This is a genomic window from Achromobacter sp. NCFB-sbj8-Ac1-l, from assembly GCF_052695805.1.
Map to the genome: position 1 here is coordinate 1,342,698 of NZ_CP199812.1, position 23,473 is coordinate 1,366,170.

Annotated in this window: 17 protein-coding genes; 10 read left to right on the plus strand and 7 right to left on the minus strand. The window is 65.3% G+C overall.

Annotated elements, in window-relative coordinates:
• Window positions 1-16: 16 nt before the first annotated feature.
• The 5 genes from nuoL (at window position 17) to ACUDP5_RS06240 (ending at window position 8,007) form a co-directional block, all read left to right on the plus strand.
• Window positions 17-2,047, plus strand: a complete 2,031-nt coding sequence (gene nuoL, locus ACUDP5_RS06220; protein WP_263910424.1) for an NADH-quinone oxidoreductase subunit L — start codon at window positions 17-19, stop codon at window positions 2,045-2,047.
• A complete protein-coding gene (locus ACUDP5_RS06225) occupies window positions 2,044-3,546 on the plus strand; it encodes an NADH-quinone oxidoreductase subunit M (protein WP_263910425.1) in 1,503 nt (500 codons plus the stop codon). The genes nuoL and ACUDP5_RS06225 overlap by 4 nt, the downstream gene beginning before the upstream one ends.
• A gap of 9 nt (window positions 3,547-3,555) precedes the next feature.
• Window positions 3,556-5,040, plus strand: coding sequence for an NADH-quinone oxidoreductase subunit NuoN (gene nuoN / locus ACUDP5_RS06230; protein ID WP_445658394.1), 1,485 nt, complete (start codon window positions 3,556-3,558; stop codon window positions 5,038-5,040).
• Between the two features lie 12 nt (window positions 5,041-5,052).
• A complete protein-coding gene (locus ACUDP5_RS06235) occupies window positions 5,053-5,382 on the plus strand; it encodes a DUF2818 family protein (RefSeq protein ID WP_024068076.1) in 330 nt (109 codons plus the stop codon).
• Window positions 5,383-5,751: 369 nt separating this feature from the next.
• Window positions 5,752-8,007 carry a TonB-dependent receptor gene (locus ACUDP5_RS06240; RefSeq protein ID WP_445659136.1) on the plus strand — a complete coding sequence of 752 codons (2,256 nt, stop codon included), beginning with the start codon at window positions 5,752-5,754 and terminating at the stop codon, window positions 8,005-8,007.
• Between the two features lie 69 nt (window positions 8,008-8,076).
• Here the strand turns inward: ACUDP5_RS06240 and serB are convergent, their stop codons facing one another.
• Together serB and mfd are read right to left on the minus strand one after the other, a co-directional pair.
• Complete coding sequence (gene serB / locus ACUDP5_RS06245) at window positions 8,077-8,934, minus strand: phosphoserine phosphatase SerB (RefSeq protein WP_263910427.1); 858 nt, start codon at window positions 8,932-8,934, stop codon at window positions 8,077-8,079.
• A gap of 23 nt (window positions 8,935-8,957) precedes the next feature.
• A complete protein-coding gene (mfd, locus tag ACUDP5_RS06250; protein ID WP_445658395.1) occupies window positions 8,958-12,440 on the minus strand; it encodes a transcription-repair coupling factor in 3,483 nt (1,160 codons plus the stop codon).
• A gap of 29 nt (window positions 12,441-12,469) precedes the next feature.
• On the opposite strand from mfd, the gene ispD reads away from it, so the two are divergent.
• The 3 genes from ispD to ACUDP5_RS06265 all read left to right on the plus strand — a co-directional run bounded on the left by ispD (window position 12,470) and on the right by ACUDP5_RS06265 (window position 15,951).
• The gene (gene ispD, locus ACUDP5_RS06255; RefSeq protein WP_263910428.1) at window positions 12,470-13,153 is read left to right on the plus strand and encodes a 2-C-methyl-D-erythritol 4-phosphate cytidylyltransferase; all 684 of its coding nucleotides are present in this window, start codon (window positions 12,470-12,472) and stop codon (window positions 13,151-13,153) included.
• Window positions 13,150-13,635: a 2-C-methyl-D-erythritol 2,4-cyclodiphosphate synthase gene (gene ispF, locus ACUDP5_RS06260; protein ID WP_263910429.1), complete on the plus strand. Its 486-nt coding sequence runs from the start codon at window positions 13,150-13,152 to the stop codon at window positions 13,633-13,635. The genes ispD and ispF overlap by 4 nt, the downstream gene beginning before the upstream one ends.
• A 318-nt stretch (window positions 13,636-13,953) precedes the next feature.
• Window positions 13,954-15,951, plus strand: coding sequence for a DUF4344 domain-containing metallopeptidase (locus ACUDP5_RS06265; RefSeq protein ID WP_445658396.1), 1,998 nt, complete (start codon window positions 13,954-13,956; stop codon window positions 15,949-15,951).
• Between the two features lie 106 nt (window positions 15,952-16,057).
• On the opposite strand, the gene ACUDP5_RS06270 is transcribed toward ACUDP5_RS06265, so the two are convergent.
• From ACUDP5_RS06270 to risA, 4 genes are all read right to left on the minus strand, one after another.
• A complete protein-coding gene (locus ACUDP5_RS06270; RefSeq protein WP_199167074.1) occupies window positions 16,058-16,576 on the minus strand; it encodes a carboxymuconolactone decarboxylase family protein in 519 nt (172 codons plus the stop codon).
• A gap of 74 nt (window positions 16,577-16,650) precedes the next feature.
• Window positions 16,651-17,199, minus strand: a complete 549-nt coding sequence (locus ACUDP5_RS06275) for a peroxiredoxin (RefSeq protein WP_006389231.1) — start codon at window positions 17,197-17,199, stop codon at window positions 16,651-16,653.
• A gap of 59 nt (window positions 17,200-17,258) precedes the next feature.
• On the minus strand, window positions 17,259-18,653 hold the full coding sequence (gene risS, locus ACUDP5_RS06280) for a sensor histidine kinase RisS (RefSeq protein WP_175190987.1): 1,395 nt from the start codon (window positions 18,651-18,653) through the stop codon (window positions 17,259-17,261).
• A 34-nt stretch (window positions 18,654-18,687) separates the two neighbouring features.
• Complete coding sequence (risA, locus tag ACUDP5_RS06285; RefSeq protein WP_003813882.1) at window positions 18,688-19,422, minus strand: response regulator transcription factor RisA; 735 nt, start codon at window positions 19,420-19,422, stop codon at window positions 18,688-18,690.
• A 130-nt stretch (window positions 19,423-19,552) separates the two neighbouring features.
• Between risA and tsaB the strand changes: the two genes are divergently transcribed.
• Together tsaB and ACUDP5_RS06295 are read left to right on the plus strand one after the other, a co-directional pair.
• A complete protein-coding gene (gene tsaB, locus ACUDP5_RS06290) occupies window positions 19,553-20,818 on the plus strand; it encodes a tRNA (adenosine(37)-N6)-threonylcarbamoyltransferase complex dimerization subunit type 1 TsaB (RefSeq protein WP_445658397.1) in 1,266 nt (421 codons plus the stop codon).
• Complete coding sequence (locus ACUDP5_RS06295; RefSeq protein WP_445658398.1) at window positions 20,815-21,867, plus strand: uracil-DNA glycosylase; 1,053 nt, start codon at window positions 20,815-20,817, stop codon at window positions 21,865-21,867. Before tsaB ends, ACUDP5_RS06295 begins: the two co-directional genes overlap by 4 nt.
• 117 nt (window positions 21,868-21,984) lie before the next feature.
• Here the strand turns inward: ACUDP5_RS06295 and lplT are convergent, their stop codons facing one another.
• Window positions 21,985-23,304 (minus strand): lysophospholipid transporter LplT, encoded by a 1,320-nt coding sequence (gene lplT / locus ACUDP5_RS06300; RefSeq protein ID WP_445658399.1) that lies wholly within the window; start codon window positions 23,302-23,304, stop codon window positions 21,985-21,987.
• Window positions 23,305-23,473: the final 169 nt, after the last annotated feature.

The window sequence follows — 23,473 nt, forward strand, 5'->3', positions numbered from 1 at the left end:
GGGGTATTGGAAGAAAATGTCTAGCTCACCCAATCTCTACCTGCTCATCGCGCTGGCGCCGCTGGCCGGAGCAATTCTCGCGGGCCTTTTCGGCACCGGCTTCCTGGGCCGTCCCATCGGCCGCCGCGCCTCGCACGTCATCACCATCCTGGGCGTGCTCATTTCCGCCATCGGTTCGGTGGTGGTGCTGGGCGACGTGCTCAACGGCCTGCGCTTTGACGGCGCGGTCTACACCTGGAGCCTGATCGGCCAGACCAAGCTGGAAATCGGCTTCCTGATCGACCCGCTGTCGGCCATGATGATGGTCGTGGTGACCTCGGTGTCGCTGATGGTGCACATCTACACCATCGGCTACATGGCCGACGATCCTGGCTACCAGCGCTTCTTCTCGTACATCTCGCTGTTCACGTTCTCCATGCTGATGCTGGTGATGTCGAACAACATGGTGCAGCTGTTCTTCGGCTGGGAAGCGGTGGGCCTGGTGTCGTACCTGCTGATCGGCTTCTGGTACACCCGCCCCACGGCCATCTTCGCCAACATGAAGGCATTCCTGATCAACCGCGTCGGCGACTTCGGCTTCGTGCTGGGCATCGGCCTGTTGTTCGCCTATGCCGGCACCATGCACTACGGCGAAGTCTTCGCCCAGGCCGACAAGCTGGCCACCCTGACGCTGCCCGGCTCGGACTGGATGCTGCTGACCGTGGCCTGCATCTGCCTGTTCATCGGCGCCATGGGCAAGTCGGCGCAGGTTCCCCTGCACGCCTGGCTGCCTGACTCGATGGAAGGCCCGACCCCGATCTCCGCACTGATCCACGCCGCCACCATGGTGACGGCCGGCATCTTCATGGTGGCGCGTTTCTCGCCGCTGTTCGAACTGTCGGACGTGGCGCTGTCGTTCATCATCGTCATCGGCGCCATCGGCGCGCTGTTCCTGGGCATCCTGGGCATCATCCAGACCGACATCAAGCGCGTGGTCGCGTATTCCACGTTGTCGCAACTGGGCTACATGACCGTCGCGCTGGGCGCCTCGGCCTACTCGGTGGCGATCTTCCACCTGATGACGCACGCGTTCTTCAAGGCGCTGCTGTTCCTGGGCGCCGGTTCGGTCATCATCGGCATGCACCACGACCAGGACATCCGCAACATGGGCGGCCTGCGCAAGTACATGCCCATCACCTGGATCACGTTCCTGCTGGGCACGCTGGCCCTGGTCGGCACGCCGTTCTTCTCGGGTTTCTACTCGAAGGAACACATCATCGAAGCCGCCGGCGCCGCCCACGTCTGGGGCGCAAGCTTCGCTTACTACGCCACGCTGATCGGCGTGTTCGTGACCTCGCTGTACTCGTTCCGCGTGTACTTCCTGGTCTTCCACGGCAAGGAACGCTTCGACACCAGCGACCATGGCCATGGCCATGATGCCCACGGCCACGATGACCACGGTCATGACGACCACGGCCACCACGGCGGCAAGCCGCATGAGTCGCCCTGGGTCGTGACCCTGCCGCTGATCCTGCTGGCGATCCCGTCGGTGCTGGTGGGCGCCTGGGCGGTCGATCCCATGCTGTTCGGCAAGTTCTTCAACGGCGTGATCACGGTGCTGCCGCAGCATCCGGCCATGCACGAGCTGCACGAAGAATGGCACGGTTGGGTGGCTTTCGGCCTGCACGCCTTCCAGACCCTGCCGTTCTGGCTGGTCGTGGCCGGTGCGGTCATCGCCTGGTACTGCTACCTGATCAATCCGAAGGTTCCGGCCGCGATCAAGTCGAGCCTGTCGGGCGTGAACAAGGTGCTTGAAAACAAGTACTACGTCGACTGGGTCAACGAACAGATCATCGCGCGCGGCCTGCGCTGCCTGGGCCGTGGCCTGTGGCAGACCGGCGACCGCGGCATCATCGATGGCTTCCTGATCAACGGTAGCGCCCGCGTGGTGGGCTGGGTGGCTGCGATCAGCCGTCACCTGCAGTCCGGCTTCATCTATCACTACGCGTTCGCAATGATCATCGGCATCATGGCGCTGGTGACTTTCTTTGTGCTGATTCCCCAATGATGGCAAGCGAGATGGCATCCAACACTTTCCCCTGGCTCACGCTTGCGATCTTTGTCCCGATCGTATTCGGCCTGCTGGTGCTGGCGGTGGGCCGAGACGACCGTCCCGGCCTGACGCGCGGCCTGTCGCTGATCGGCTCGATCGCCGGCTTCCTCGTCACGATCCCGCTGTACACCGGGTTCGACTCCAAGACGGCTGCCATGCAGTTCGTCGAGAAGGCCTCCTGGATCGAAGCCTTCAACGTCAATTACCACCTGGGCATCGACGGCATTTCGCTGTGGTTCGTGCTCCTGACCGCCTTCATCACCATCATCGTGGTGCTGGCCGGCTGGGAAGTCATCACCAGCCGCGTGGCGCAGTACATGGCCGCCTTCCTGATCCTGTCGGGTCTGATGGTGGGCGTGTTCGCCGCGCTGGACGGCATGCTGTTCTACGTGTTCTTCGAAGCCACGCTGATCCCGATGTACATCATCATCGGCGTCTGGGGCGGACCGAACCGCGTGTATGCGGCATTCAAGTTCTTCCTCTACACCCTGATGGGTTCGCTGCTGACGCTGGTCGCGTTCATCTACCTGTGGCACGCCTCGGGCGGTTCGTTCGACATCCTGACCTGGCAGCAGACCAAGCTGGGCTACACCCCGCAGATCCTGATCTTCGTGGCGTTGCTGGCGGCCTTTGCGGTCAAGGTCCCGATGTGGCCGGTGCACACGTGGTTGCCTGACGCCCACGTCGAAGCCCCCACGGGCGGCTCCATCGTGCTGGCCGCGATCATGCTGAAGCTGGGCGCCTACGGTTTCCTGCGCTTCTCGCTGCCGATCGCCCCCGACGCTTCGCACAGCCTGGCCGGCATGATGATCACGCTGTCGCTGATCGCCGTCATCTACATCGGCCTGGTCGCGATCGTCCAGGACGACATGAAGAAACTGGTGGCCTATTCGTCCGTTGCCCACATGGGCTTCGTGACGCTCGGCTTCTTCATCTTCAACACGGCCGGCGTCGAAGGCGCCATCGTGCAGATGATCTCGCACGGTTTCGTGTCGGGCGCCATGTTCATGTGTATTGGTGTGCTCTACGACCGCATGCACTCGCGCCGCATCGCCGACTACGGTGGCGTGGTCAACGTGATGCCGCGTTTCGCCACGTTCTTCATCCTGTTCTCGATGGCCAACAGCGGCCTGCCGGCCACCAGCGGTTTCGTTGGTGAGTTCATGGTGATCATGGGTGCGGTCGAGCACAACTTCTGGATCGGCCTCCTGGCAGCCACCGCGCTGATCCTGGGCGCGTCGTATTCGCTGTGGATGGTCAAGCGCGTGGTGCTGGGCGACATTGCCAACGATCACGTCCGTGAGCTGACCGATATCAACCGCCGCGAATTCGTGATTCTTGGCGTGATGGCGATCGCCGTGCTGTACATGGGGATCTATCCCAAGCCCTTCACCGACGTCATGCACGTGTCGGTCGAGGCCCTGCTGCAACACGTTGCCGTCTCGAAACTGTAAGACAAGACAATGATGCAATCCCAAATCGATTTCGCCCTGGCGACACCGGAAATCCTCCTGCTGGTTTTCGGCCTGGCTATCCTGCTCGTCGACGCGGTCAGCAATCACCCCGAGCGCAAGCCGACGTTCCTGCTGACCATGCTTGCACTGGGCGTGCTGACCGTGGTGTCGGCGCTGCAGTGGAAGAACGGCGTTGCGGGTTCGACCTTCAACGGCCTGTACGTCACCGACGAACTGTCGCACCTGCTCAAGATCGCCTCGTACATCGCGGTGGCGGTCACGCTGGTCTACGGCCGTGTCTACGCCCAACTGCGCGACATGATGCGTGGCGGCGAGCTCTACGTCCTGACGCTGTTCGCGCTGCTTGGCCAGATGGTCATGATCTCGTCGGGCAACCTGATCTCGATCTACCTGGGCCTGGAACTGATGTCCCTGGCGCTGTACGCGCTGATCGCCCTGCGCCGCGACAACGTCGTGGCCACCGAAGCCGCCATGAAGTACTTCGTGCTGGGTGCGCTGGCCTCGGGCTTCCTGCTGTATGGCATGTCGATGGTCTACGGCGCCACGGGTCACCTGGACCTGGCTGAAGTCTCGAAGGTCATCGCCGCCGGCAAGGCCGAGAAGCTGGCCCTGGTGTTCGGCATCGTGTTCCTGGTGTCGGGCCTGGCATTCAAGCTGGGCGCCGTGCCGTTCCACATGTGGGTGCCGGACGTCTACCAGGGTTCGCCCACCGCGGTCACCCTGATCCTGGGCGGGGCGCCCAAGCTGGCGGCCTTCGCCATCACGCTGCGGCTGCTCGTGGACGGCCTGCATGGCCTGGCCGCCGATTGGCAGCCGATGCTGATGATCCTGGCCGTGCTGTCGCTGGCCATCGGCAACCTGACCGCTATCGCGCAGACCAATTTCAAGCGCATGCTGGCCTACTCGACCATCTCGCACATGGGCTTCGTGCTCTTGGGCCTGATGTCGGGCTCGGTGGTGGGCAAGCCGGAACTGGCCTCGTCCGCCTACGGCGCGTCGCTGTTCTACATGCTGACCTACGTGATGACCACGCTGGCCAGCTTCGGCATCGTGCTGCTGCTGTCGCGCCAGGGTTTCGAGTGCGAGCACATCGACGACCTGAAGGGCCTGAACCGTCGCAGCCCGTGGCACGCCGCCATCGTGCTGCTGCTGATGTTCTCGCTGGCCGGCATTCCGCCGCTGGTGGGCTTCTACGCCAAGCTGGCCGTGCTGCAGGCCCTGATCAGCGCCGGTCACGTCACGCTGGCCGTGGTTGCGGTGATGTTCTCGCTGATCGGCGCGTTCTACTACCTGCGCGTGGTCAAGGTCGTGTACTTCGACGAACCTGCGGCCGATGCCGCCCCGATGGCGGCCACCTGCGGCCAGCGCGGCGTGCTGTCGGTCAACGGCCTGTTGATCCTGGTGCTGGGCCTGTTGCCGGGTGGCCTGATGGCCCTGTGCGTGCAGGCCATCCGCAGCTCGCTCAGCCTGTAAGCAGACCGGGCCATGAACCAGACCTTGGCGGTATGGCTCCTGATCGCGCTGGCGCTCGTCAGCGCGAACCTGCCTTTCCTGACCGAGCGCGTGTTCGCCGTGCTGCCCTGGAAGCAGGGGGGCGCCGAAGCCGTCAAGCCGTTCTGGATGCGCCTCGTTGAAGTGCTGGTGTTCTACCTGATCGTAGGCGCCCTGGGTTTTACCTTCGAGTCCGTGCTGGGCAATCGTTTTGCCCAGACCTGGGAGTTCTACGCCATCACCCTGAGCCTGTATCTGGTGCTGGCCTATCCCGGATTCGTGTACCGCTACCTGTTCAAGCGCCATCCGCGTCTGCGGACCTGAGCGTACGCTCACGGACAGGCCCAGGAAGTGCCAGAACGCCCCGCCAGGGGCGTTTTTCATTGTGGCGGCACCCTGGGTGGGGAGGGGGGTAGCCGATGCGTCAGGCGCTGTTCTACGGGGCGCACGCATTCCTGCTGTCGTATCGCTCGTTTTGCCCTGAGTCTGACTCGGGAAAACCCGCGTCATGAGGTGCTGTTTACTGAGGAAATTTCCTCAGCGCGTGTTGTTTTTTCATCTTTTAGTCCTATTTCGGCGGGCTTTCAGGAATCTTTCAGCAGGACCCCTCAGAATCGCAACCTGTAAAAAAACAAGAATCGTTGTCATTCATGTTCAGGAGAAGCTGATTTGAAGCCCCAAGACTCGTATTCGATGAATACGCTTACCTCGTCCCTGGCCGCCGCGATCGCGGTGCCGGCCCTGTTCGTCGGCTCCTGGGCGTCGGCGCAATCCGCTGATGCCGGCGTGACGCAGCTTTCGCCGGTGCGGGTCGAGGGCGAGGGCTCGTCCTATCAAACCTCCACGGCGCAGTCGCCGAAAATGACGGCGCCGCTGCTGGATACGCCCCGGACAGTACAGGTCGTGCCCAAGCAGGTCATCCAGGACCAGGCCGCGAGCACGTTGCAGGATGTGCTGCGCAATTCGCCGGGCATCACCTTCGGTGCAGGCGAAGGTGGCCGGCCGGGCGGCGACCTGCCCATCATCCGGGGGCAGAATTCGGCGGGCAGTATCTTCCTGGATGGGGTGCGCGACGCCAGCACCCAGGTGCGCGACACCTTCAACCTGGAGCAGGTCGAGGTCATCAAGGGGCCTGATTCGGTCTATTCCGGACGCGGCGGCGCGGGCGGCAGCATCAACATGGTGAGCAAGGCGCCCAAGGCAACGGACTTCACGGAAGCCACCGCCCAGATCGGCACCGACAGCAACTACCGCGCGACCATCGACAGCAATTGGCGCCTGGCCGACAAGGCGGCGTTCCGCCTGAACGTCATGGGCAACAAGGGCGACGTGCCGGGGCGCGATGACGCGGTCAATTTCGAACGCTGGGGCGTGGCGCCGTCGTTGATGCTGGGCGTGGGCACACCCACCCGCATCACGCTCAGCTACTACCACTACCAAGACGACAGCATGCCGGATTACTCGATTCCGTATGACCCGAAGACGGGCCAGCCGGTGACCGAGACCCGGGGCGTCAGCCGCAAGACCTTCTACGGCCTGAAAGATCGCGACTTCATGAAAACGCGCGATGACGTGGCCACCGTCGACTTCCAGCACGATTTTTCCGACAAGCTGCAATTGCGCAACGTGCTGCGCTATGGCCGCGGCACCACCGACTTCGCCGCGACGAACCCTGATGACAGCAAGGGCAACGTGCCCAACGGCCTGGTCTATCGGGCCCTCAAGTCGGGCTACTACGTCACCAAGACGTTCGCGAACCAGACCGACCTGACGGGCGAATTCGAGACCGGCAGCCTCAAGCACACCTTCGACCTGGGCTTTGAATACAGCAACGTCAAGCAGGACAAGGACAGCTATACCGAATCCGGCGTGCCCGCGGGCACCAGCGGTTGCGTCACCGGTACGGACGCCAAGAACAAGCCCATCTACGCCAATCCGGCGCTTTGCGCGCCGCTGTGGAATCCGGACCCCGGCACGTCCTACCCCGGCACCCTGACGCGCAACGGCAACCCGGCCCGCTACAACACGGATACCGTGGCGTTGTACGGCTTTGACACCATCAAGTTCAACGAGCAATGGCAAGCCAGCGTCGGCCTGCGCTGGGACAACTACCGCACCAGCGGCAGCAACATCGCCAAGGGCCGCAGCGATCCGGCCACCACGCCGGCGTTCTACAGCACCAGCCGCGAAGACAACCTGTTCAACTACCAGTTGGGTCTGGCCTACAAACCCTTGCCCAACGGCACGATTTACGCGACCTACGGCACGTCGTCGACGCCGTCGGCCCTGGCAGGCAGCGCCATTTCGGACGCGGTTTCCGTGACCAACCAGTCGCTCGAACCCGAAAAGAGCCGCTCGGTTGAACTGGGCACCAAGTGGCAGGTGTTCGACGACCGCCTGACGCTGTCCGGCGCGGTGTTCCAGGACATCCGCAAGAACACCAGCGTCGCGGTGTCGGCCACCGAAGTGGCGCAGGTGGGCGAGGCCAAGGTGCGCGGCATCGAGCTGGGTTTCTCCGGCAGCATCACGCCCAAGTGGAATGTGTTCGGCGGCTACACCTTCATGAACAGCGAAATGACCAAGGGCGCCTACAACAGCGGCGCCGTCGGCCAGGACCTGCCCAACACGCCGCGCAACGCCTTCAGCCTGTGGACCACCTACAAGGTGCTGCCCAAGCTGACCGTGGGCGGTGGTGCGTATTACGTCGACAAGGTGTACGGCAATTCCGACGCCACCAGGAATGCCGACGGTACGCCCAAGGCGCGTTGGGTGCCGTCCTACTGGCGCTTCGATGCGATGGCGGCGTACGAGTTCAACGACCACATCTCGGCGCAGTTGAATGTGCTGAACCTGTTTGACGAAACCTACTACACCAAGGCCTACGCCGCGCACTATGCGGCTCTGGGTACGGGCCGGGCGGCGCTGCTGTCCCTGAAGGTCCGCTACTGATAACGGGCGCTCCAACAAAAAGCCACCTTCACTGAAGGTGGCTTTTTTTCGCCCCGCGTTTGGCGGGGATCAGCTTTCGAACCAGTTCAGCACGCCGTCCAGGCCCGACACGTTCAACGCATAGCGCGTCTGCTGGCGCACCAGCGGCTTGGCGTGATAGGCCACGGGGAAGCCGGCGGCGCCCAGCATCTTCAGGTCGTTGGCGCCATCGCCCATGGCGATGATCTGCTCTTTGGTGGCGCCATGCGCGCGGGCGAATTCGCGCAGATAGACGGCCTTGGCATCGGCGTCCAGGATGTCGCCCAGCACGCGGCCGGTCAGTACGCCGTTGTCGATTTCCAGCGTGTTCGCGTGCGCGCTGTCCAGTTTCAGGCGCTCGCGCAGGCGGTCGGTGAAGAAGGTGAAACCGCCCGACACCAGCAGCACCTTGATGCCTGCCGCCTGCGCGGTGGTGATGAGACGTTCGGCGCCAGGGTTCAGGCGCAGTTTTTCGGTGTAGACCTGTTCCAGGGCTTCGGCGGGCACGTCCTTGAGCAGCGCGACGCGGCGGCGCAGGCTTTCGGAGAAGTCCTTGATTTCGCCGCGCATTGCGGCTTCGGTGATTTCGGACACCTTGTCCTTCACGCCGGCCACGCCCGCGATCTCGTCGATGCACTCGATGTTGATCAGCGTCGAATCCATGTCCATGGCCAGCACCTTGCAGTGCGACAGCTTCAGGCCGGCCGGCAGGAAGGCGACGTCGATGCCGTGGCGTTCGGCCCAGCCCGTTGCCTCGGCGCGCGTGGCGTCGTCGTATTGCACGTCCAGCAGTCGGGCGGCGGTGGCGCTGATGCGCGCCACGCCCTGGGCCTGGGCCAGCGCGGCGATCTGCTCGGCGTGTTCGACCGTCAGGCCGGGGGATTGAACGACAAGGTGATGGATAGTCATAAAGATGCGAATGTCGGGGCGGGTTACTTCAGGGCGCGCAGCACGGCACGCACCGCGTCGGCGCGGGCGGGGATTTGCGCAGCCTTGATCTCAACCCGCAATTTATCCTGTCCGGCGAGTTTGATGTGGCGTTGGCGCTGCACCAGCTCGATGATTTTGGCAGGATCGACGCTGGTCTTGGGGCCGAACTGCAGCAGCGCCTGGGTCTCGCTGGCGTCGATCTTGACGATGCCCAGCGGTTGCGCGGCCAGGCGCAGGCGGTGCGTGGTGAGCAAGGTCTGGGCGGCCTCAGGCAGTTTGCCGAAGCGGTCGATCAGCTCTTCCTGGATGTGGATCAGGTCGTCTTCGTCGGCGGCATGAGCCAGGCGCTTGTAGACGCCCAGGCGTGCGTGCACGTCGGCGCAATAATCGGACGGCAGCAGCGCCGGCGCATGCAGGTTGACTTCGCAGGCCAGGTTGAAGGGCGCGTCCAGGTCGGGTTCTTCACCGGCCCGCAGGGCGCGCACGGCCTCGTTGAGCATCTCGTTGTACATCGAGAAGCCGACTTCCTGGATGTTGCCCGACTGCGAGTCGCCGAGCACTTCGCCGGTGCCGCGGATCTCCAGGTCGTGCATGGCCAGGTAGAAGCCCGAACCCAGTTCTTCCATGGCCTGGATGGCCTCCAGCCGCTTCTTGGCGTTGCTGGTGATGGCGTCTTCGCCCGGTGTCAGCAGGTACGCATAGGCCTGGTGGTGCGAACGGCCGACCCGGCCGCGCAACTGGTGCAACTGTGCCAGGCCGAAGCGATCGGCGCGGTGGATCACGATGGTGTTCGCGCTGGGCACGTCGATGCCGGTCTCGATGATGGTGGTGCACAGCAGCACGTTGTAGCGTTGCTGGTAGAAGCCCTTCATCACCTGTTCCAGTTCGCGCTCGGGCATCTGACCGTGGGCCACCGCGATGCGGGCCTCGGGCACCAGTTCTTCCAGGCGGGCACGGCGGTTGTGGATGGTCTCGACCTCGTTGTGCAGGAAGTAGCACTGGCCGCCGCGCTTGAGTTCGCGCAGCAGCGCCTCGCGCAGCGTGCTGCCGTCTTCGCGCCGCACGAACGTCTTGATGGCCAGGCGCTTTTGCGGCGCGGTGGCGATGACGGAAAAGTCGCGGATGCCTTCCAGCGACATGCCCAGCGTGCGCGGAATTGGCGTGGCCGTCAGGGTCAGCACGTCGACCTCGGCGCGCAGCGCCTTCAGCGCCTCTTTCTGGCGCACGCCGAAACGGTGCTCTTCGTCGATGATGACCAGGCCCAGGCGCTTGAACTTCACGTCCTTGGACAGGATCTTGTGGGTGCCGATGACGATGTCGACTCGGCCGTCGTTGATGCCTTCGACGGCGGCTGCCACCTCCTTGGGTGACCGGAAGCGCGACAGTTCCACCACCCGCACGGGCCAGTCGGCAAAGCGGTCTGAGAATGTCTGCGCGTGCTGTTCAGCCAAGAGCGTGGTGGGGCAGAGCAGGGCGACCTGCTTGCCGTTGGCCACGGCCAGGAAGGCGGCGCGCAGGGCGACCTCGGTCTTGCCGAAGCCGACGTCGCCGCAGACCAGGCGGTCCATCGGCCGGCCCGAGGTCATGTCGGCCAGGACGGCCTCGATGGCGGCGGCCTGGTCGGCGGTTTCCTCGAAGCCGAAGCCTTCGGCAAAGGCCTGGTAGTCGTTCAGCGGCAGGTTGAAGGCAAAGCCCTCGCGCGCGGCGCGTTGGGCGTACAGCGCGAGCAGTTCGGCGGCGGTGTCGCGCACCTGCTTGGCGGCCTTGCGGCGTGCCTTGTCCCATTGGCCCGAACCCAGCTGGTGCAGCGGTGCGGCTTCGGGATCGGCGCCGCTGTAGCGGGCAATCACGTGCAGCTGCGACACCGGCACGTACAGCGTGCTGCCGTTGGCGTACTCGAGATGCAGGAATTCCATCTCGCCTTCGCCCATGTCCATGTTGACCAGGCCGTGGTAGCGGCCGATGCCGTGCTGCGCATGCACGACAGGATCGCCGGCGCGCAGCTCGGACAGATCGCGCACCATGGCTTCGACGTTGCTGGCGCGTTCCTGGTCGCGCTTGCCGCGCCGGCCGGTGCTGGCCAGCCCGGGATACAGGTCATTCTCGGTCAGGAAGGCCAGGTTTGCCTGCGGCAGCTCGAAGCCCGTGGCCAAGGGCGCGGCCACGATGCCGAAATGGGCATCTGACGCCAGGAAGGCCTCGACCGTGTCCGGCTGGGCGTCCGGCGTGACGCCGAATTCGTTCAGCATCTGCACCAGCGTCTCGCGCCGCCCGGCCGAATCGGCGCACAGCAACACCCGGCCCTGATGCTTGCCCACCAGCGTGCGCAGCTTGGCGATCGGGTCGTCGGACCGGCGCGCCACGCTGACGTCGGGCGCGGCGCGGAAATCGGGGTGCGGCTGGCCTGCGGCCAGCGACAGGCGGCGGAACGCCTTCAAGTGGGCGTACAGCGCCTGTTCGTCCAGGAACAGGGCCGACGGCGGCAGCACCGGTCGCTCGCGGTCGCTCTTGAGGAAGTTGTAGCGGCTGCCGGTGTCCTGGCTGAACCGCATCATGGCGTCGTCGATGTCGCCGACCGTGACCGTGATGGTGCCTTCGGTCAGGTAGTCGAACAGCGTGGCGGTTTCTTCGAAGAACAGCGGCAGGTAGTACTCGACCCCGGCAAACGGAATGCCGTTGCCGATGTCTTTGTAGGGCAGGGCGCGCGACGGGTCGCCTTCGAAGACCTCGCGGAAACGCGCACGGAAGCGGTTGCGCGAATCCTCGTCCATGGGGAATTCGCGGCCGGGCAGCAGTTGCACCTCGCGCACCGGGTACAGGCTGCGCTGGGTGTCCACGTCAAAGCTGCGGATGGTCTCGATCTCGTCGTCGAACAGGTCCAGCCGGTAGGGCAATGCCGAGCCCATCGGGAACAGGTCGATCAGGCCGCCGCGCAGGCAGAATTCCCCCGGCGCGGTGACCTGGGTGACGTGGTTGTAGTTGGCCAGCGTCAGTTGCGCCCGCAGCGCGGCTTCGTTCAGCTTGTCTTTCTGGCGGAACGAAAACGTGTAGGCCGCCAGGAACGAGGGGGGGGCCAGGCGGTACAGCGCCGTGGTCACCGGCACCGTCAGCACGTCCACCGACTTGGTCATCAGCGAATGCAGCGTGTGCAGGCGTTCGGAGATCAGATCCTGGTGGGGCGAAAACGCGTCGTAGGGCAGCGTTTCCCAGTCGGGCAGCTGGCGTACCCGCAGCCCGGGGGCGAAAAGGGCGATTTCCTCGGCCAGGCGCTGCGCTTCGAGTGGCTCGGCCGTCAGCACGACCAGGGGCGCGGCCGCCTGCCGGGCCAGGTCGGCCAGCAGCCAGGCGTCGCCGGACCCCGGCGGACGGGGCTGGGCGTAGCGCGCGCCGGCTTTCAGCGCGGCAAGAGTGGGGGCGGTCGCAGGGACGGGCGGCGCTGCCGTGGCGGAGGAGGTGGGGGCGGGCATCAGGCTGGGAGCAGGCATCAAGCGGAAGATTATAAAATCACCGAACCATGTCTGACTCAATCATTGCGATCGTGCCCGCCGCGGGCGTCGGCGCCCGCGCCAGCCGGCCCGGCGCCCAGGCCGTGCCGAAACAGTACCGTCCGCTGGCCGGACAGCCCATGTTGCGCCATGCGGTCCTGGCGCTGCTGGCCGACGACCGCGTGTCGCAGGTGCGGGTGGCCGTGACGCCGGGCGACGGCTGGGTCGACCAGGCCCTGACCGGCCTGCCGCGCACCGTCTGGCGGGCCTGCGGCGGCACCACCCGCGCCGATACCGTGGCCGGGGCCCTGGCCGACAGCGGCGTGGCCGACGACACCTGGGTACTGGTGCATGATGCGGCTCGGCCGGGCTTGCCCGCTGCCGCGCTGGCCCGCCTGATCGACGCCTGCCTGCAAGATCCCGTGGGCGGCCTGCTGGCGCTGCCGGTGGCCGACACCGTCAAGGGCGGCCACGAACGCGTCGAGCGCACGCTGGACCGCAACGGCCTGTGGCTGGCGCAGACCCCGCAGATGTTCCGTGCGGGCGCGCTGCGCGATGCGCTGACGGCCGCTGCCGTGAACGGTGTCGCGGTCACCGACGAGGCCTCGGCCCTGGAGGCCGCGGGCTATGCCCCCCTGCTGGTGCCGGGCGCGATGCGCAATTTCAAAGTGACCTGGCCGGACGATTTCGAACTGATGGAAAAATGGCTATGAGTATTCCCTTCCGCGTCGGACAAGGTTTTGACGTACACGCGCTGGTCGAGGGCCGCCCGCTGATCATCGGCGGCGTGACCATCCCCCATACGCACGGCCTGCTGGGCCATTCCGATGCGGATGTGCTGCTGCATGCCATCACCGACGCGCTGCTGGGCGCCGCCGGCCTGGGCGACATCGGCCGCCACTTCCCGGACACCGACCCCGCCTTCAAGGGTGCGGACAGCCGGGTGCTGCTGCGCGAAGCCATGGCGCGCGTGCGCGCCGCCGGCTGGGTGCCCGTCAACATCGACGCCACCGTGCACGCGCAGGCGCCCAAGATCGGCCCGCACGCGCCCGCCATGGTCAGGCACATCGCGGCGGACACCGGCCTGGCCGAGACCGAGGTCAACATCAAGGCCAAGACCAACGAAGGCCTGGGTTATCTGGGCCGTAAAGAAGGCATCTCGGCGACCGTGGTGGCGCTGCTGGCCCGCGCCTGACCGTTGTTTTTTTATATACGCAGATACATGTATATAACTAATTAACAAACGGAAAAAATGGGCGCGAGTGGCGTCCTTCCTGCGGCTCGGCGCAAGTCCCGCGCGGTTTGAGCCCGACGGCCGAAAACACAGCCTGTTTTCGCCTTGCGACCGGGTTTGAACTGGAATATTCTCCGCTATTCTCGCCTGAATATTAGGGACACTAGGATGCATGTACGTGGCGTTGCCCTGTTTTTGGCCCTCGTCGCATTTGGTTCGCCAGCACATGCTGAATTCGAGCAGCAACTCGGCCCGCTGGCCGGCGCGGTACGGCAGCAAATGCTGCAAGGTTGGACCGCAGGGGTCCAGGACGGCTGGTTCACCCTGCGCAACAAAGAGACCAGCGGCAGCGAACAGACGCTGTACCTGAATCTCGGGCCGGCACCGGAAACGGGCCGCATCATCGACGTGAACGTCGTCCTGAATTCGCAGAAACCCAAGGCCTCCATCGGCGTCGCGCTGACCAACCGCGCGCGCAAGGGCCTGTGCCTGATCGAAATTACCGCCGACAAGAACACGCAGCTGTTCTGCCTGGATGGGCAGAACCGTCGCGACATCGCATCGGTGCCCAACCTGGCCAAGCTCGATGGTTCCGACCGCATCAAGGTGGTGGAAGTGCCGGGCGCCGCACGATTCATCGTGAACGGCCAGAAGATCGGCGACGTCGAAGACGCGGCCGCGCTCGGTTCCGAGGTCGGCATCATGGCGTATGACGTCGGCACGTTCGGCATCGCCGACTTCACGGTCAATTCCAACCTGGCGCCCGCCCAGTCCGGTGGCGGCAACGGGCAATCGGGCGGTTTGCCGGCCCGCAGCGGCGGGGGGGGCGGTGGGGGCCAGCAGACGGCGCCGGCTCGCACGCCTGCGTCCAGCGACAACAGCGGCTTGCCGGGCACCGGCCCCTATCCGCGCTTTGGCGGCGACTCCACCCGCATCGTGGCGGTCTATGTCGGGATCATGCGCAGCATTTTCCTGCACGAGTTCGGCCATGCCCTGATCGGCGAACTGGAACTGCCGTCGACCGGCGCCGAAGAAGACGCGGTCGATATCTACTCGGCGCTGCACGTGGTCGAACCGACCATGTACCCGTCCGATAACAAGGACACCAACGCCATGGTGCAGGGCGCGGCCAAGTACGCGGCCCTGCAGTGGTACTACAACGGCAAGCTGGCCGAAGCCAAGGGCGCGGGCAACTCGCCCTGGCAGGACGAGCACACGGGCGATCTCAAGCGGTTCCGCAACATGCTGTGCATCATGTACGGCGGCAACCCGGCCGTGTTCGAGTCGCTGGTCCAGGAGGTCGGCTTCGAAGACCGCACCAAGGCGCGCTGCGGCGATGAATTCACCAAGCAGAACCGCGCCTGGCGCCGGATCCTGGCGCCGTACACCCGCGTCGGCGCCTGGACGCCGGACGGGCAGCAGCCGGCAAACGCGCCCGGCGCACCGGTGAACGTCACCTTCGAACCGTCGTCGCGCCGCATCGGCAACCTGTTCGCCAACAACCTCTCGCAGGCCATCGGCGACAACATCAAGCTGCTCGGCAAGACCTACGTGCTGCCGCGACCGGTGAACGTGACCTTCAAGGACTGCGGCAAGCTCAACGCCTGGTACAGCCCGCGCGAAGGCACCATCACGATGTGCTACGAGCTGATCGAGAACATCGCGGTGATGATTTCCGACATCGAAATGGGCACGGTCGGGGGCGAGATCAAGCAAGGCGGGGGCGCCCCCCAACAACAGCCCGGGCAGCCGCAACAGCAGCCGCGCCAGCAACCGTCGGGCGGCCAGCCGCCGCGCGCGCCGGCCGGCGGCTTCGACGAACTGCAGGAGACCGGCGTGCCGCCGACCACCCTGCTGTTCTCGGCGCCCTACAAAGGCCCGACGCCCGCCAGCCATCCTCGCGCCAAGGTGATCACCACCAAGGATCTGGTCTATCTGCTCAAGAACGAGAAGAATCTCTTGATGATCGATACCAGCGGCCTGCGCGAAACGGTGCCGGACGCCTACCCGCTGATCGATGCGGGCCAGGACGGCAGCGTCACCGACCAGATGCAGAACGCATTCGACGGCTGGCTGCACAAGAAGACGGGCACCGAGAAAGAACACAATGTGCCGCTGGTGTTCATCGGTGGCAGCATGAATGACCGCTCTTCCTATAACGCCGCGCTGCGCGCCGGCACGCTGGGCTGGCCGGTCTACTGGTACCGCGGCGGCATCGAGGCCTGGGTCGCCAACGGCCTGCCGACCGTACAGGTCAAGGCCTCCCAGGGCAACTGACCCTCACTGCGCCGCCGCTGGCATGACGGCCGGCGATCGCCCGCCCGGCAAAAAAGCCCGCCTGTTCGCACAGGCGGGCTTTTTTTTGTCGCGGCGCAATGCGGAATTACTTGCCTTGAGCGGCCAGCGCCAGGGCGGCGGCGTTGACCACGGAGGCGATGCGGCCGGCGTCACGCAGCTGTTCCGTCGACAGGCCGTCTTTCTTCAGGTTCTCGTAGTGCGAAGCCACGCAGAAGTGGCACTTGCCGATGATGGAGGCCACCAGCGCAAACAGCTCGAAGCGCTTTTTGTCCACGCCGCCATGGGTGGCGTAGGCGTTCATGCGCAGTTGGGCCGGCAGGCTCTTCAACTGGGCATCGCCGGTCATTTCCACATACGGGTACCAGGTGTTGTTCATGCCCATGAGCGCGGACGCGGTCAGTGCGGCGTTGGCGTCGGTTTCGGACAGGCCGCTCTTGAAGGCCTCGACCAGCACCGGGCTGCGGGCGGCGTAGGCGGCCGACAGGGCAGCGCCGACGGCATCTTCCGGGGCCAGCGTCGAGCGGGCGATCACGGCGTCCAGATTCAGGCGGATGTCCTTGGCCCAATCCGGCAGCTGTTCCTTAATGGTCGTAAGAAATTCCATAGTTTTTACCTATAATCTAGAGCAGTTAAAGCCCAGCGAAGGACCCGCAAGCAGGTCCCCGGCCGGGCTGGAAATTACAGCGTGGCGCCGCCAACCGTACGGTTGCACGGGCACAGCTCGTCGGTTTGCAGGCCGTCGAGCAGACGCAGAACTTCTTCCGGGTTACGGCCGACGTTCAGGTTGTTCACCGAAACGTGCTGGATCGTGTTGTCCGGGTCAACGATGAAGGTGGCGCGCAGGGCAACGCCAGCACCCTTTTCACGCACGCCCAGCTGGTCGATCAGGGCGCCGGTGGTGTCGCCGAACTGATAGTGACCCAGCTTGTTCAGGTCCGGGTGCTCACGGCGCCAGGCCAGCTTGACGAATTCGTTGTCGCTCGAGCCACCCAGCAGGACGGCGTCGCGGTCTTCGAAATCCTTGGCCAGCTTGTTGAAGCCGACGATTTCGGTCGGGCAAACAAACGTGAAGTCTTTCGGGTAGAAGTAGATCACCTTCCACTTGCCGGGGAACGAGCTTTCGGTGATGTCTTCGAATGCGGACACGCCGTTTTCTTCGTGCTGGTTGAAGCCGGGCTTGACGCCGGTAACCTTGAAGGGCTCGAGTTTGTCGCCAACAGTTTTCATGTTTACTCCCAGTCGTTGTTGGTGGAATTAAGGCTGTGCCTCAAACCATAAATTCTACGCTATGGATTATCGTTGTCTAATTGATAATTCCTAAATTTAGCTTTGGGCAACTCTATCCGGGCGACCAGGCCGCCGCCCTCGCGGGGCAGCATGCGCAGGGCGCCGCCCACGTGCTTGAGCAGGCGCTCGACGATCGCCAGGCCCAGGCCCGCGCCGCTGACGCCGGTGCGGGCGGCCTCGCCGCGCGAGAACGGCCGCAACAGGCGGTCGACGTCTTCGGGGGCGATGCCGGGCCCGCGGTCCGATACCTCGATGACGATCATGCCGCCCTCAGCTTGCAGTGTCATGACCAGATGAGCCTGGCCGTCGCTGGAACGACCGTAGCGGCGCGCGTTCTCGATCAGGTTGCTGACGATGCGCTTGAGGTCCAGTGCCGTGATGCGGGCGCGCAGGCCGGGTTCGAGTGAAGCTTCCAGGTCGCCGCCCAGCGACGAGGTATGGCTGCGCTCGCGCTCGTACAGCTCGGCCAGCACCGCCGAGATGTCGGTCGCCAGCTGGGGCAGGGTGCCCGCCGGGCGGGCATATTCCATCAGCTGGCCGATACTGTGGTCGATCTGGCCAAGGTCTTCGTCGATGGCCTGGCGGGCGTCTTCGGACACGCCGCTCAGCTCGATTTCCAGGCGCATGCGTGCCAGCGGCGTTCGCAGGTCGTGTGAAATCCCCGCCAGCATCAGTTCCCGGTCGGCCTCGGCCTGCCGCAGGTCTTTGGCCATGCGGTTGAACGAGGCGTTGAGGTCGCGGATTTCCAGCGGCCCCTGCTCGGGCAGGGGCGCAGGTGTTTCCCCGCGCGACAGCACCTGGGCCGCGCGCGCCAGGCGCGACAGCGGTCGGTTGACGAAGCCTACGCTGACCGCCGCGCCCACCAGGGACAGCAGCAGCGCCGTGGCACCCCAGCCCAGCCATTCGATGCCCCCGGTCAGGCCGATCTGTTCGCGTTCGAACACCAGCCAGTACAGGTCTTTTTCGATCTGGAAACTGACCCAGAAGCCAGGTACCTGGTTCACTCCCCAGGCGATCTGCGTTTCGGGGCCGAAGCGGGTACGGATGTGCTGGGCAACGCGTTGCCAGTAGTCGTCGTCGGGCAGGGCTTCGGCGAAGTCGGTGACCTCGCGCGGATAGACCTGGATGCCTTCGTTGGTGGCCAGGTCGAGCAGGAGCTTGCTGCGTTCGCCGTTGTGCGAATAGATCAGCGCGGTGCGCGTGATATTGACGGCCGTGATCACCCGCTGCGCCATTTGATTGGCGCGCGGTCCCAGCTCCATGCTGAAGAAGACTTGTAGCCACGCCCCCAGGCTGACCAGCATCAGCGCGGCCAGCAGCAGGAACGTGCGGCCGAACAAGCCGAGCCGCAAACGTGAAGTCAGGTTCCTGAAGGTTCTGCGCAAGCGGGGCACGAGGCTGCGCTCCTGCCCGGGGCGGGCGTGTCGGTCAGCTACCACCGTCCGGCACAAACACGTATCCGAGACCCCAGACGGTCTGGATGAATACGGGCTTGGACGGATTCGGTTCGATCAGCTTGCGCAGGCGCGAGATCTGCACGTCGAGACTGCGGTCGAAGGCTTCGTATTCGCGGCCGCGCGCCAGTTCCATGAGCTTGTCGCGGGACAGGGGGATCTTCGGATGGCGCGCAAAGACCTTGAGCACCGAGAATTCACCCGTGGTGATGGGCACCTGTTCGCCGTTGCGCGTGAGCGTACGGGTGGACAGGTTCAGCACGTAGGGGCCGAAGGCGATGGATTCGTTTTCCTGGCTGGGGGCGCCGGGATGTTCCTCGGTGCCGCGGCGGCGCAGGATCGCGTTGATCCGAGCCAGCAGTTCCCGGGGGTTGAACGGTTTGGACAGATAGTCGTCCGCGCCCATCTCCAGGCCGACGATGCGGTCGATTTCTTCCGCTTTGGCCGTCAGCATGATGATGGGCGTGTTGTCGTGGCCACCGCGCAGCCGGCGGCAAATGGACAGACCATCTTCGCCGGGCAGCATCAGATCCAGCACGAGCAGGTCGAAGTGCTCGCGTTGCCAGAGTTTGCCCATCTCTTTGGCGTCTTCGGCAACGAAAACGTTGAATCCCTGCTCGGACAAATACCGACGCAGCAAATCGCGCAAGCGCGGATCATCGTCAACGACGAGGATTTTTCGGGTGGGGGTGGTGTTTTGCGTATTCATGGCCGGAAATGTAACAGTGACAAGAACCAGCGGCTAGTGGGCGTTCACAAGATATTACACATTGCGAACCATGGTTGAAATCCCCCTTACATACGGGGGAACGGCCCGGTATTTCGTACAATCTGCTCCTATGGAACTAAACCTGCTGGCTCTGGAAACTTCTTCGTCGCGCTGCGGCGTGGCCCTTTTGCGCGCGTCCGGCGACCGGCTGGAGGTCAGCGTCCGCGAGCATGAGGGGTCCCAGGAGCACGCGGAACGCCTCTTGCCCATGGCGAACGAGTTGTTGGCCCAGGCCGGATTGCCCCCTGGCGCCTTGCACGCGGTGGCGTTCGGCCAGGGGCCGGGCGGCTTTACCGGCTTGCGGGTGGCCTGCGGCGTGGCCCAGGGCATGGGCATGGGGCTGGGCATTCCGGTGTTGCCCATTGTGTCGCACCAGGCCGTGGCCGCCCAGGCCGTCGGCGGGGCGGACGAGGCCATCGTGGTGGCGCTGGACGCTCGCATGAATGAAGTCTATCTGGCGGTTTACCGTCAGGCCGGCCCGGCGGGCGGCGAGCCGGCCTGGGAAACCCTGCAGGCACCGCTGCTGATCGCGGCCGCCGAAGTCGTGCCCTGGACGGCGCATCATCTGCCTGGCTGGTCGCGCAGCGCCGGGCGGCCCCTGGCCGTGGTGCTGGCGGGCGATGCCTGGGATGCCTACGCCGCCGACATGGCCGCGCCCGATGCCTGGCGCCGCGCCAGCGAGGCCCTGCGGCCCGAAGCCGCCAGCGTGGCCCGCCTGGCGCGCCAGGGCTGGCTGCGGGGCGACGCCGTGCCCCCGGAACAGGCGGCACCGCTGTATGTGCGCGACAAGGTGGCGTTTACCACGGCCGAGCGCCAACGCGGCGAGGGCGGCAACCCGAAGGCGCCCTCGACCCTGGCGCCCGTGTGCCCGCAACCGCTGACCGATGCCGATCTCGACGACGTCGTCGCGATCGAGGCCAACGTGCAGTCCTTTCCCTGGACCCGCGGCAATTTCGTCGATGCGCTGGCGGCCGGTTATGGCGCCTGGACGCTGCGGCGCGAGGGGCGGGTGGCGGGTTTCTGTATCGTGATGTTCGCGCCCGACGTGGCCCACGTGCTGGTGATCGCCGTGGCTCGCAGCCTGCACCGCCAGGGGCTGGGCAGCGTGCTGCTCGACTGGTGCGAGCAGCAGGCGCGCGAGCGCGGCCTGGAGGGCGTGCTGCTGGAAGTGCGGCCGTCCAATGTGTCAGCCCTGGCGTTCTACCAGGCCCGCGGTTATCTGCAGATCGGTCTGCGACGGGGCTATTACCCTGCCGAGAAGGGCGGGCGCGAAGACGCCCTGGTGATGCAGAAGCGCTTTGATGCGCTTGCCGCGCCCCAAGGAGTGGCGGCATGACGGCCCCGACCGCCGCGCCGGCCTCGTCCGCGCCTCGCGTCAATCCGCTGCAGCGCCTGTGGCTGCGCGAGCTGGGCATGGAGCGCCTGTGGCTGCGTCCGGCCGCTGCGCCGGTGGCGCAAGTCCTTGTTTCAAAAACAGATTCATCCCCGGCCGGGCAAGTGGGCGCGGCGGCGTCTCCGACGCCCGGCGCGGGGGCGCAAGGCGCCGCTTCCATCGTCGTGCCGTCCCTGGCCGCGCCCGGTGCGCCTGCCGCAGGGGGGGCGTCCCAGGCGGATATGCCCATAGCGGGTACGCCCCAGGCGGGTACGCCCCAAGCGGGTATGCCCCAAGCGGGTATGCCCCAAGCGGGGATGCCCCCTGTGTCGTCACCGCGCACGGGCGGTCCCGCTGCAGCCGTGCGCAATGGGCCGCCGCCGCGTCCCGCGGCCAAGGCCGATGCTGCGCCTGACGCCGCGCCGGTGCGCATCCCGGTGGCCGAGGCCGTCAAGCACGCCAACCTGGACGAACTGCGGGAACAAGTCGTGGCCTGCACGGCCTGCGGCCTGTGCGAGGGGCGCCGCCACGCGGTGTTCGGGCACGGCGGCCAGCCCACGCGCTGGCTGGTGGTGGGCGAGGCCCCGGGCGAACAGGAAGACCGCCAGGGCCAACCCTTCGTGGGCCGCTCCGGCCAATTGCTGGATGCCATGCTGTCTGCGGTGGGCATGAGCCGCGAGCGCGACGTGTTCATCGCCAACGTCATCAAGTGCCGGCCCCCGGGCAACCGCAATCCCAAGCCCGAGGAAATTGCCGCCTGCAGTCCTTACCTGATGCGCCAGATCGCGCTGCTCAAGCCCGAGCGCATCCTGGTGCTGGGGCGGTTCGCCGCTCAGGCGCTGCTGGGCACCGATGCCACCATCGGCAGCCTGCGTGGCCGCATCCACCAGATGAAGACGGACGAAGGACGCGAGATTCCGGTGATCGTGAGCTACCACCCGGCTTATCTGCTGCGCAGTCCGGCCGAGAAGGCGCGCGCCTGGCAGGATTTGAAACTGGCGGCCCGTATGTAGGTAGGCAGGGTGTAGGCGGGCAGGGCCGAACCGGGTCCACGTTGCCCGGGGCACAGGCAAAAAAAAGGCCGGCATCCGTGATGGACCGCCGGCCTTTCTGTTTGTTGGGGGCGGGCGTCAGTGGCCCTTGGTCGAGTCCAGCGCGTGGCCGTGGCCTTCCTGGCCGATCTGGTCGTGCAGATCGGGGTCGTTGGCCAGGTTGCGCTTGCTCCAGCGCATGAACACCACCATCAGCACGGCGACCACGGTGCCGAAGATCACGATGATGACGTTGATGGGCAGTTGCAGCCACAGCAGCAGGGTGTACATCGCCACCATCAGCAGGATGTTGAGCTGCTCGTTGAAGTTCTGCACGGCGATGGAGTGGCCGGCGGACAGCAGCACGTGGCCACGATGTTGCAGCAGGGCATTCATGGGCACCACGAAGAACCCTGCCAGGCCACCGGTCAGCAGCAACAGCAGGTAGACGCTCCAGGGCGAATACACCAGCGGCATCAGCAGCACGACCAGGCCCATCGCGGCGCCCACGGGCAGCACCGCCAGCGCGCGACGCAGCGGAATGCGGCCCGCCAGGATGGAACCGACGACCGTGCCCAGGGCGGCCACGCCCATCAGCATCGACGCCTTGTCGAGCTGGTAGCCCAGGTGGCTGCGGCCCCATTCGATGACAATCAGTTGCAAAGTCGCGCCCGCGCCCCAGAACAGCGTGGTGACCGCGAGGGAGATCTGGCCCAGCTTGTCGCGCCACAGCACGCAGACATAACCCCAGAACGTGCGGATGAGCTTGACCGGGTTCTTCTGCTGCGGCGGATAGCGCACGTGGGTGCGCGGAATCAGCAGGTTGCACAGCGCTGCCAGCAGGTAGACGAAGGCGATGACCAGGATGGCGGCCTCGGCCGGCGTGTGCACCAGCTTGCCGATGAACGAGTGGTTCAGCAGCGCGGTGGACACCGTGGTGGAGATCAGCAGCCCGCCCAGCACCGTGCCCAGGATGATGGAGAAGACAGTCAGGCCTTCGATCCAGCTGTTGCCCTTGACCAGCATGGTCGGGGGCAGCATCTCGGTGACGATGCCGTATTTGGCGGGGGAGTAGGCGGCGGCGCCGATGCCCACGACCGCATAGGCGGCGCAGACGAGATAGGTCTGGTATTCAGGGGCGACGCCGACGCTGGCGTACGAGAACATCAGCAGGCAGCCGGCGACTTTCAGGGCGTTGGTCGAGAACATGACGCGGCCCTTGGGGAACGAGTCCGCCAGGGCGCCGACAAAGGCCGCCAGCACCACGTAGGCCAGCGCGAAGGACCATTTCATCAAGGGCGCCAACCAGTCGGGGCCGTGCAGTTCCTGTATCAAGGCGATGGCTGCGATGAACAGCGCGTTGTCCGCCAATGATGAGAAGGCCTGCGCGGCCATGACCAGATAGAAACCTCGTTTCAAGAATGTCCCCGTTCTTTGACCTGAGCCCGGTCAGTCTGCGTGAAAATTTATGTGACTTGCGAAAAAGTGTCAGCGAGTATAGCCCGTGGCGCGGGTAGGGCTATTCAGCGTTTGCCCGCGGGTTGCGGCAGGTCAGCCCGAGGGGGGTCAGGATGCGGGCAGCCCCCGG

Excerpts from the sequence above, each read along its gene's own strand:
- ACUDP5_RS06235 (WP_024068076.1), top strand. The coding sequence starts at position 5,053 with ATGAACCAGACCTTGGCGGTATGGCTCCTGATCGCGCTGGCGCTCGTC.
- ispF (WP_263910429.1), top strand. The coding sequence starts at position 13,150 with ATGAGTATTCCCTTCCGCGTCGGACAAGGTTTTGACGTACACGCGCTG.
- ACUDP5_RS06240 (WP_445659136.1), top strand. The coding sequence starts at position 5,752 with ATGAATACGCTTACCTCGTCCCTGGCCGCCGCGATCGCGGTGCCGGCC.
- nuoL (WP_263910424.1), top strand. The coding sequence starts at position 17 with ATGTCTAGCTCACCCAATCTCTACCTGCTCATCGCGCTGGCGCCGCTG.
- mfd (WP_445658395.1), bottom strand. The coding sequence starts at position 12,440 with ATGCCTGCTCCCAGCCTGATGCCCGCCCCCACCTCCTCCGCCACGGCA.
- nuoN (WP_445658394.1), top strand. The coding sequence starts at position 3,556 with ATGATGCAATCCCAAATCGATTTCGCCCTGGCGACACCGGAAATCCTC.
- ACUDP5_RS06295 (WP_445658398.1), top strand. The coding sequence starts at position 20,815 with ATGACGGCCCCGACCGCCGCGCCGGCCTCGTCCGCGCCTCGCGTCAAT.
- ispD (WP_263910428.1), top strand. The coding sequence starts at position 12,470 with ATGTCTGACTCAATCATTGCGATCGTGCCCGCCGCGGGCGTCGGCGCC.
- tsaB (WP_445658397.1), top strand. The coding sequence starts at position 19,553 with ATGGAACTAAACCTGCTGGCTCTGGAAACTTCTTCGTCGCGCTGCGGC.
- risA (WP_003813882.1), bottom strand. The coding sequence starts at position 19,422 with ATGAATACGCAAAACACCACCCCCACCCGAAAAATCCTCGTCGTTGAC.
- ACUDP5_RS06275 (WP_006389231.1), bottom strand. The coding sequence starts at position 17,199 with ATGAAAACTGTTGGCGACAAACTCGAGCCCTTCAAGGTTACCGGCGTC.
- ACUDP5_RS06270 (WP_199167074.1), bottom strand. The coding sequence starts at position 16,576 with ATGGAATTTCTTACGACCATTAAGGAACAGCTGCCGGATTGGGCCAAG.
- ACUDP5_RS06225 (WP_263910425.1), top strand. The coding sequence starts at position 2,044 with ATGATGGCAAGCGAGATGGCATCCAACACTTTCCCCTGGCTCACGCTT.
- serB (WP_263910427.1), bottom strand. The coding sequence starts at position 8,934 with ATGACTATCCATCACCTTGTCGTTCAATCCCCCGGCCTGACGGTCGAA.
- ACUDP5_RS06265 (WP_445658396.1), top strand. The coding sequence starts at position 13,954 with ATGCTGCAAGGTTGGACCGCAGGGGTCCAGGACGGCTGGTTCACCCTG.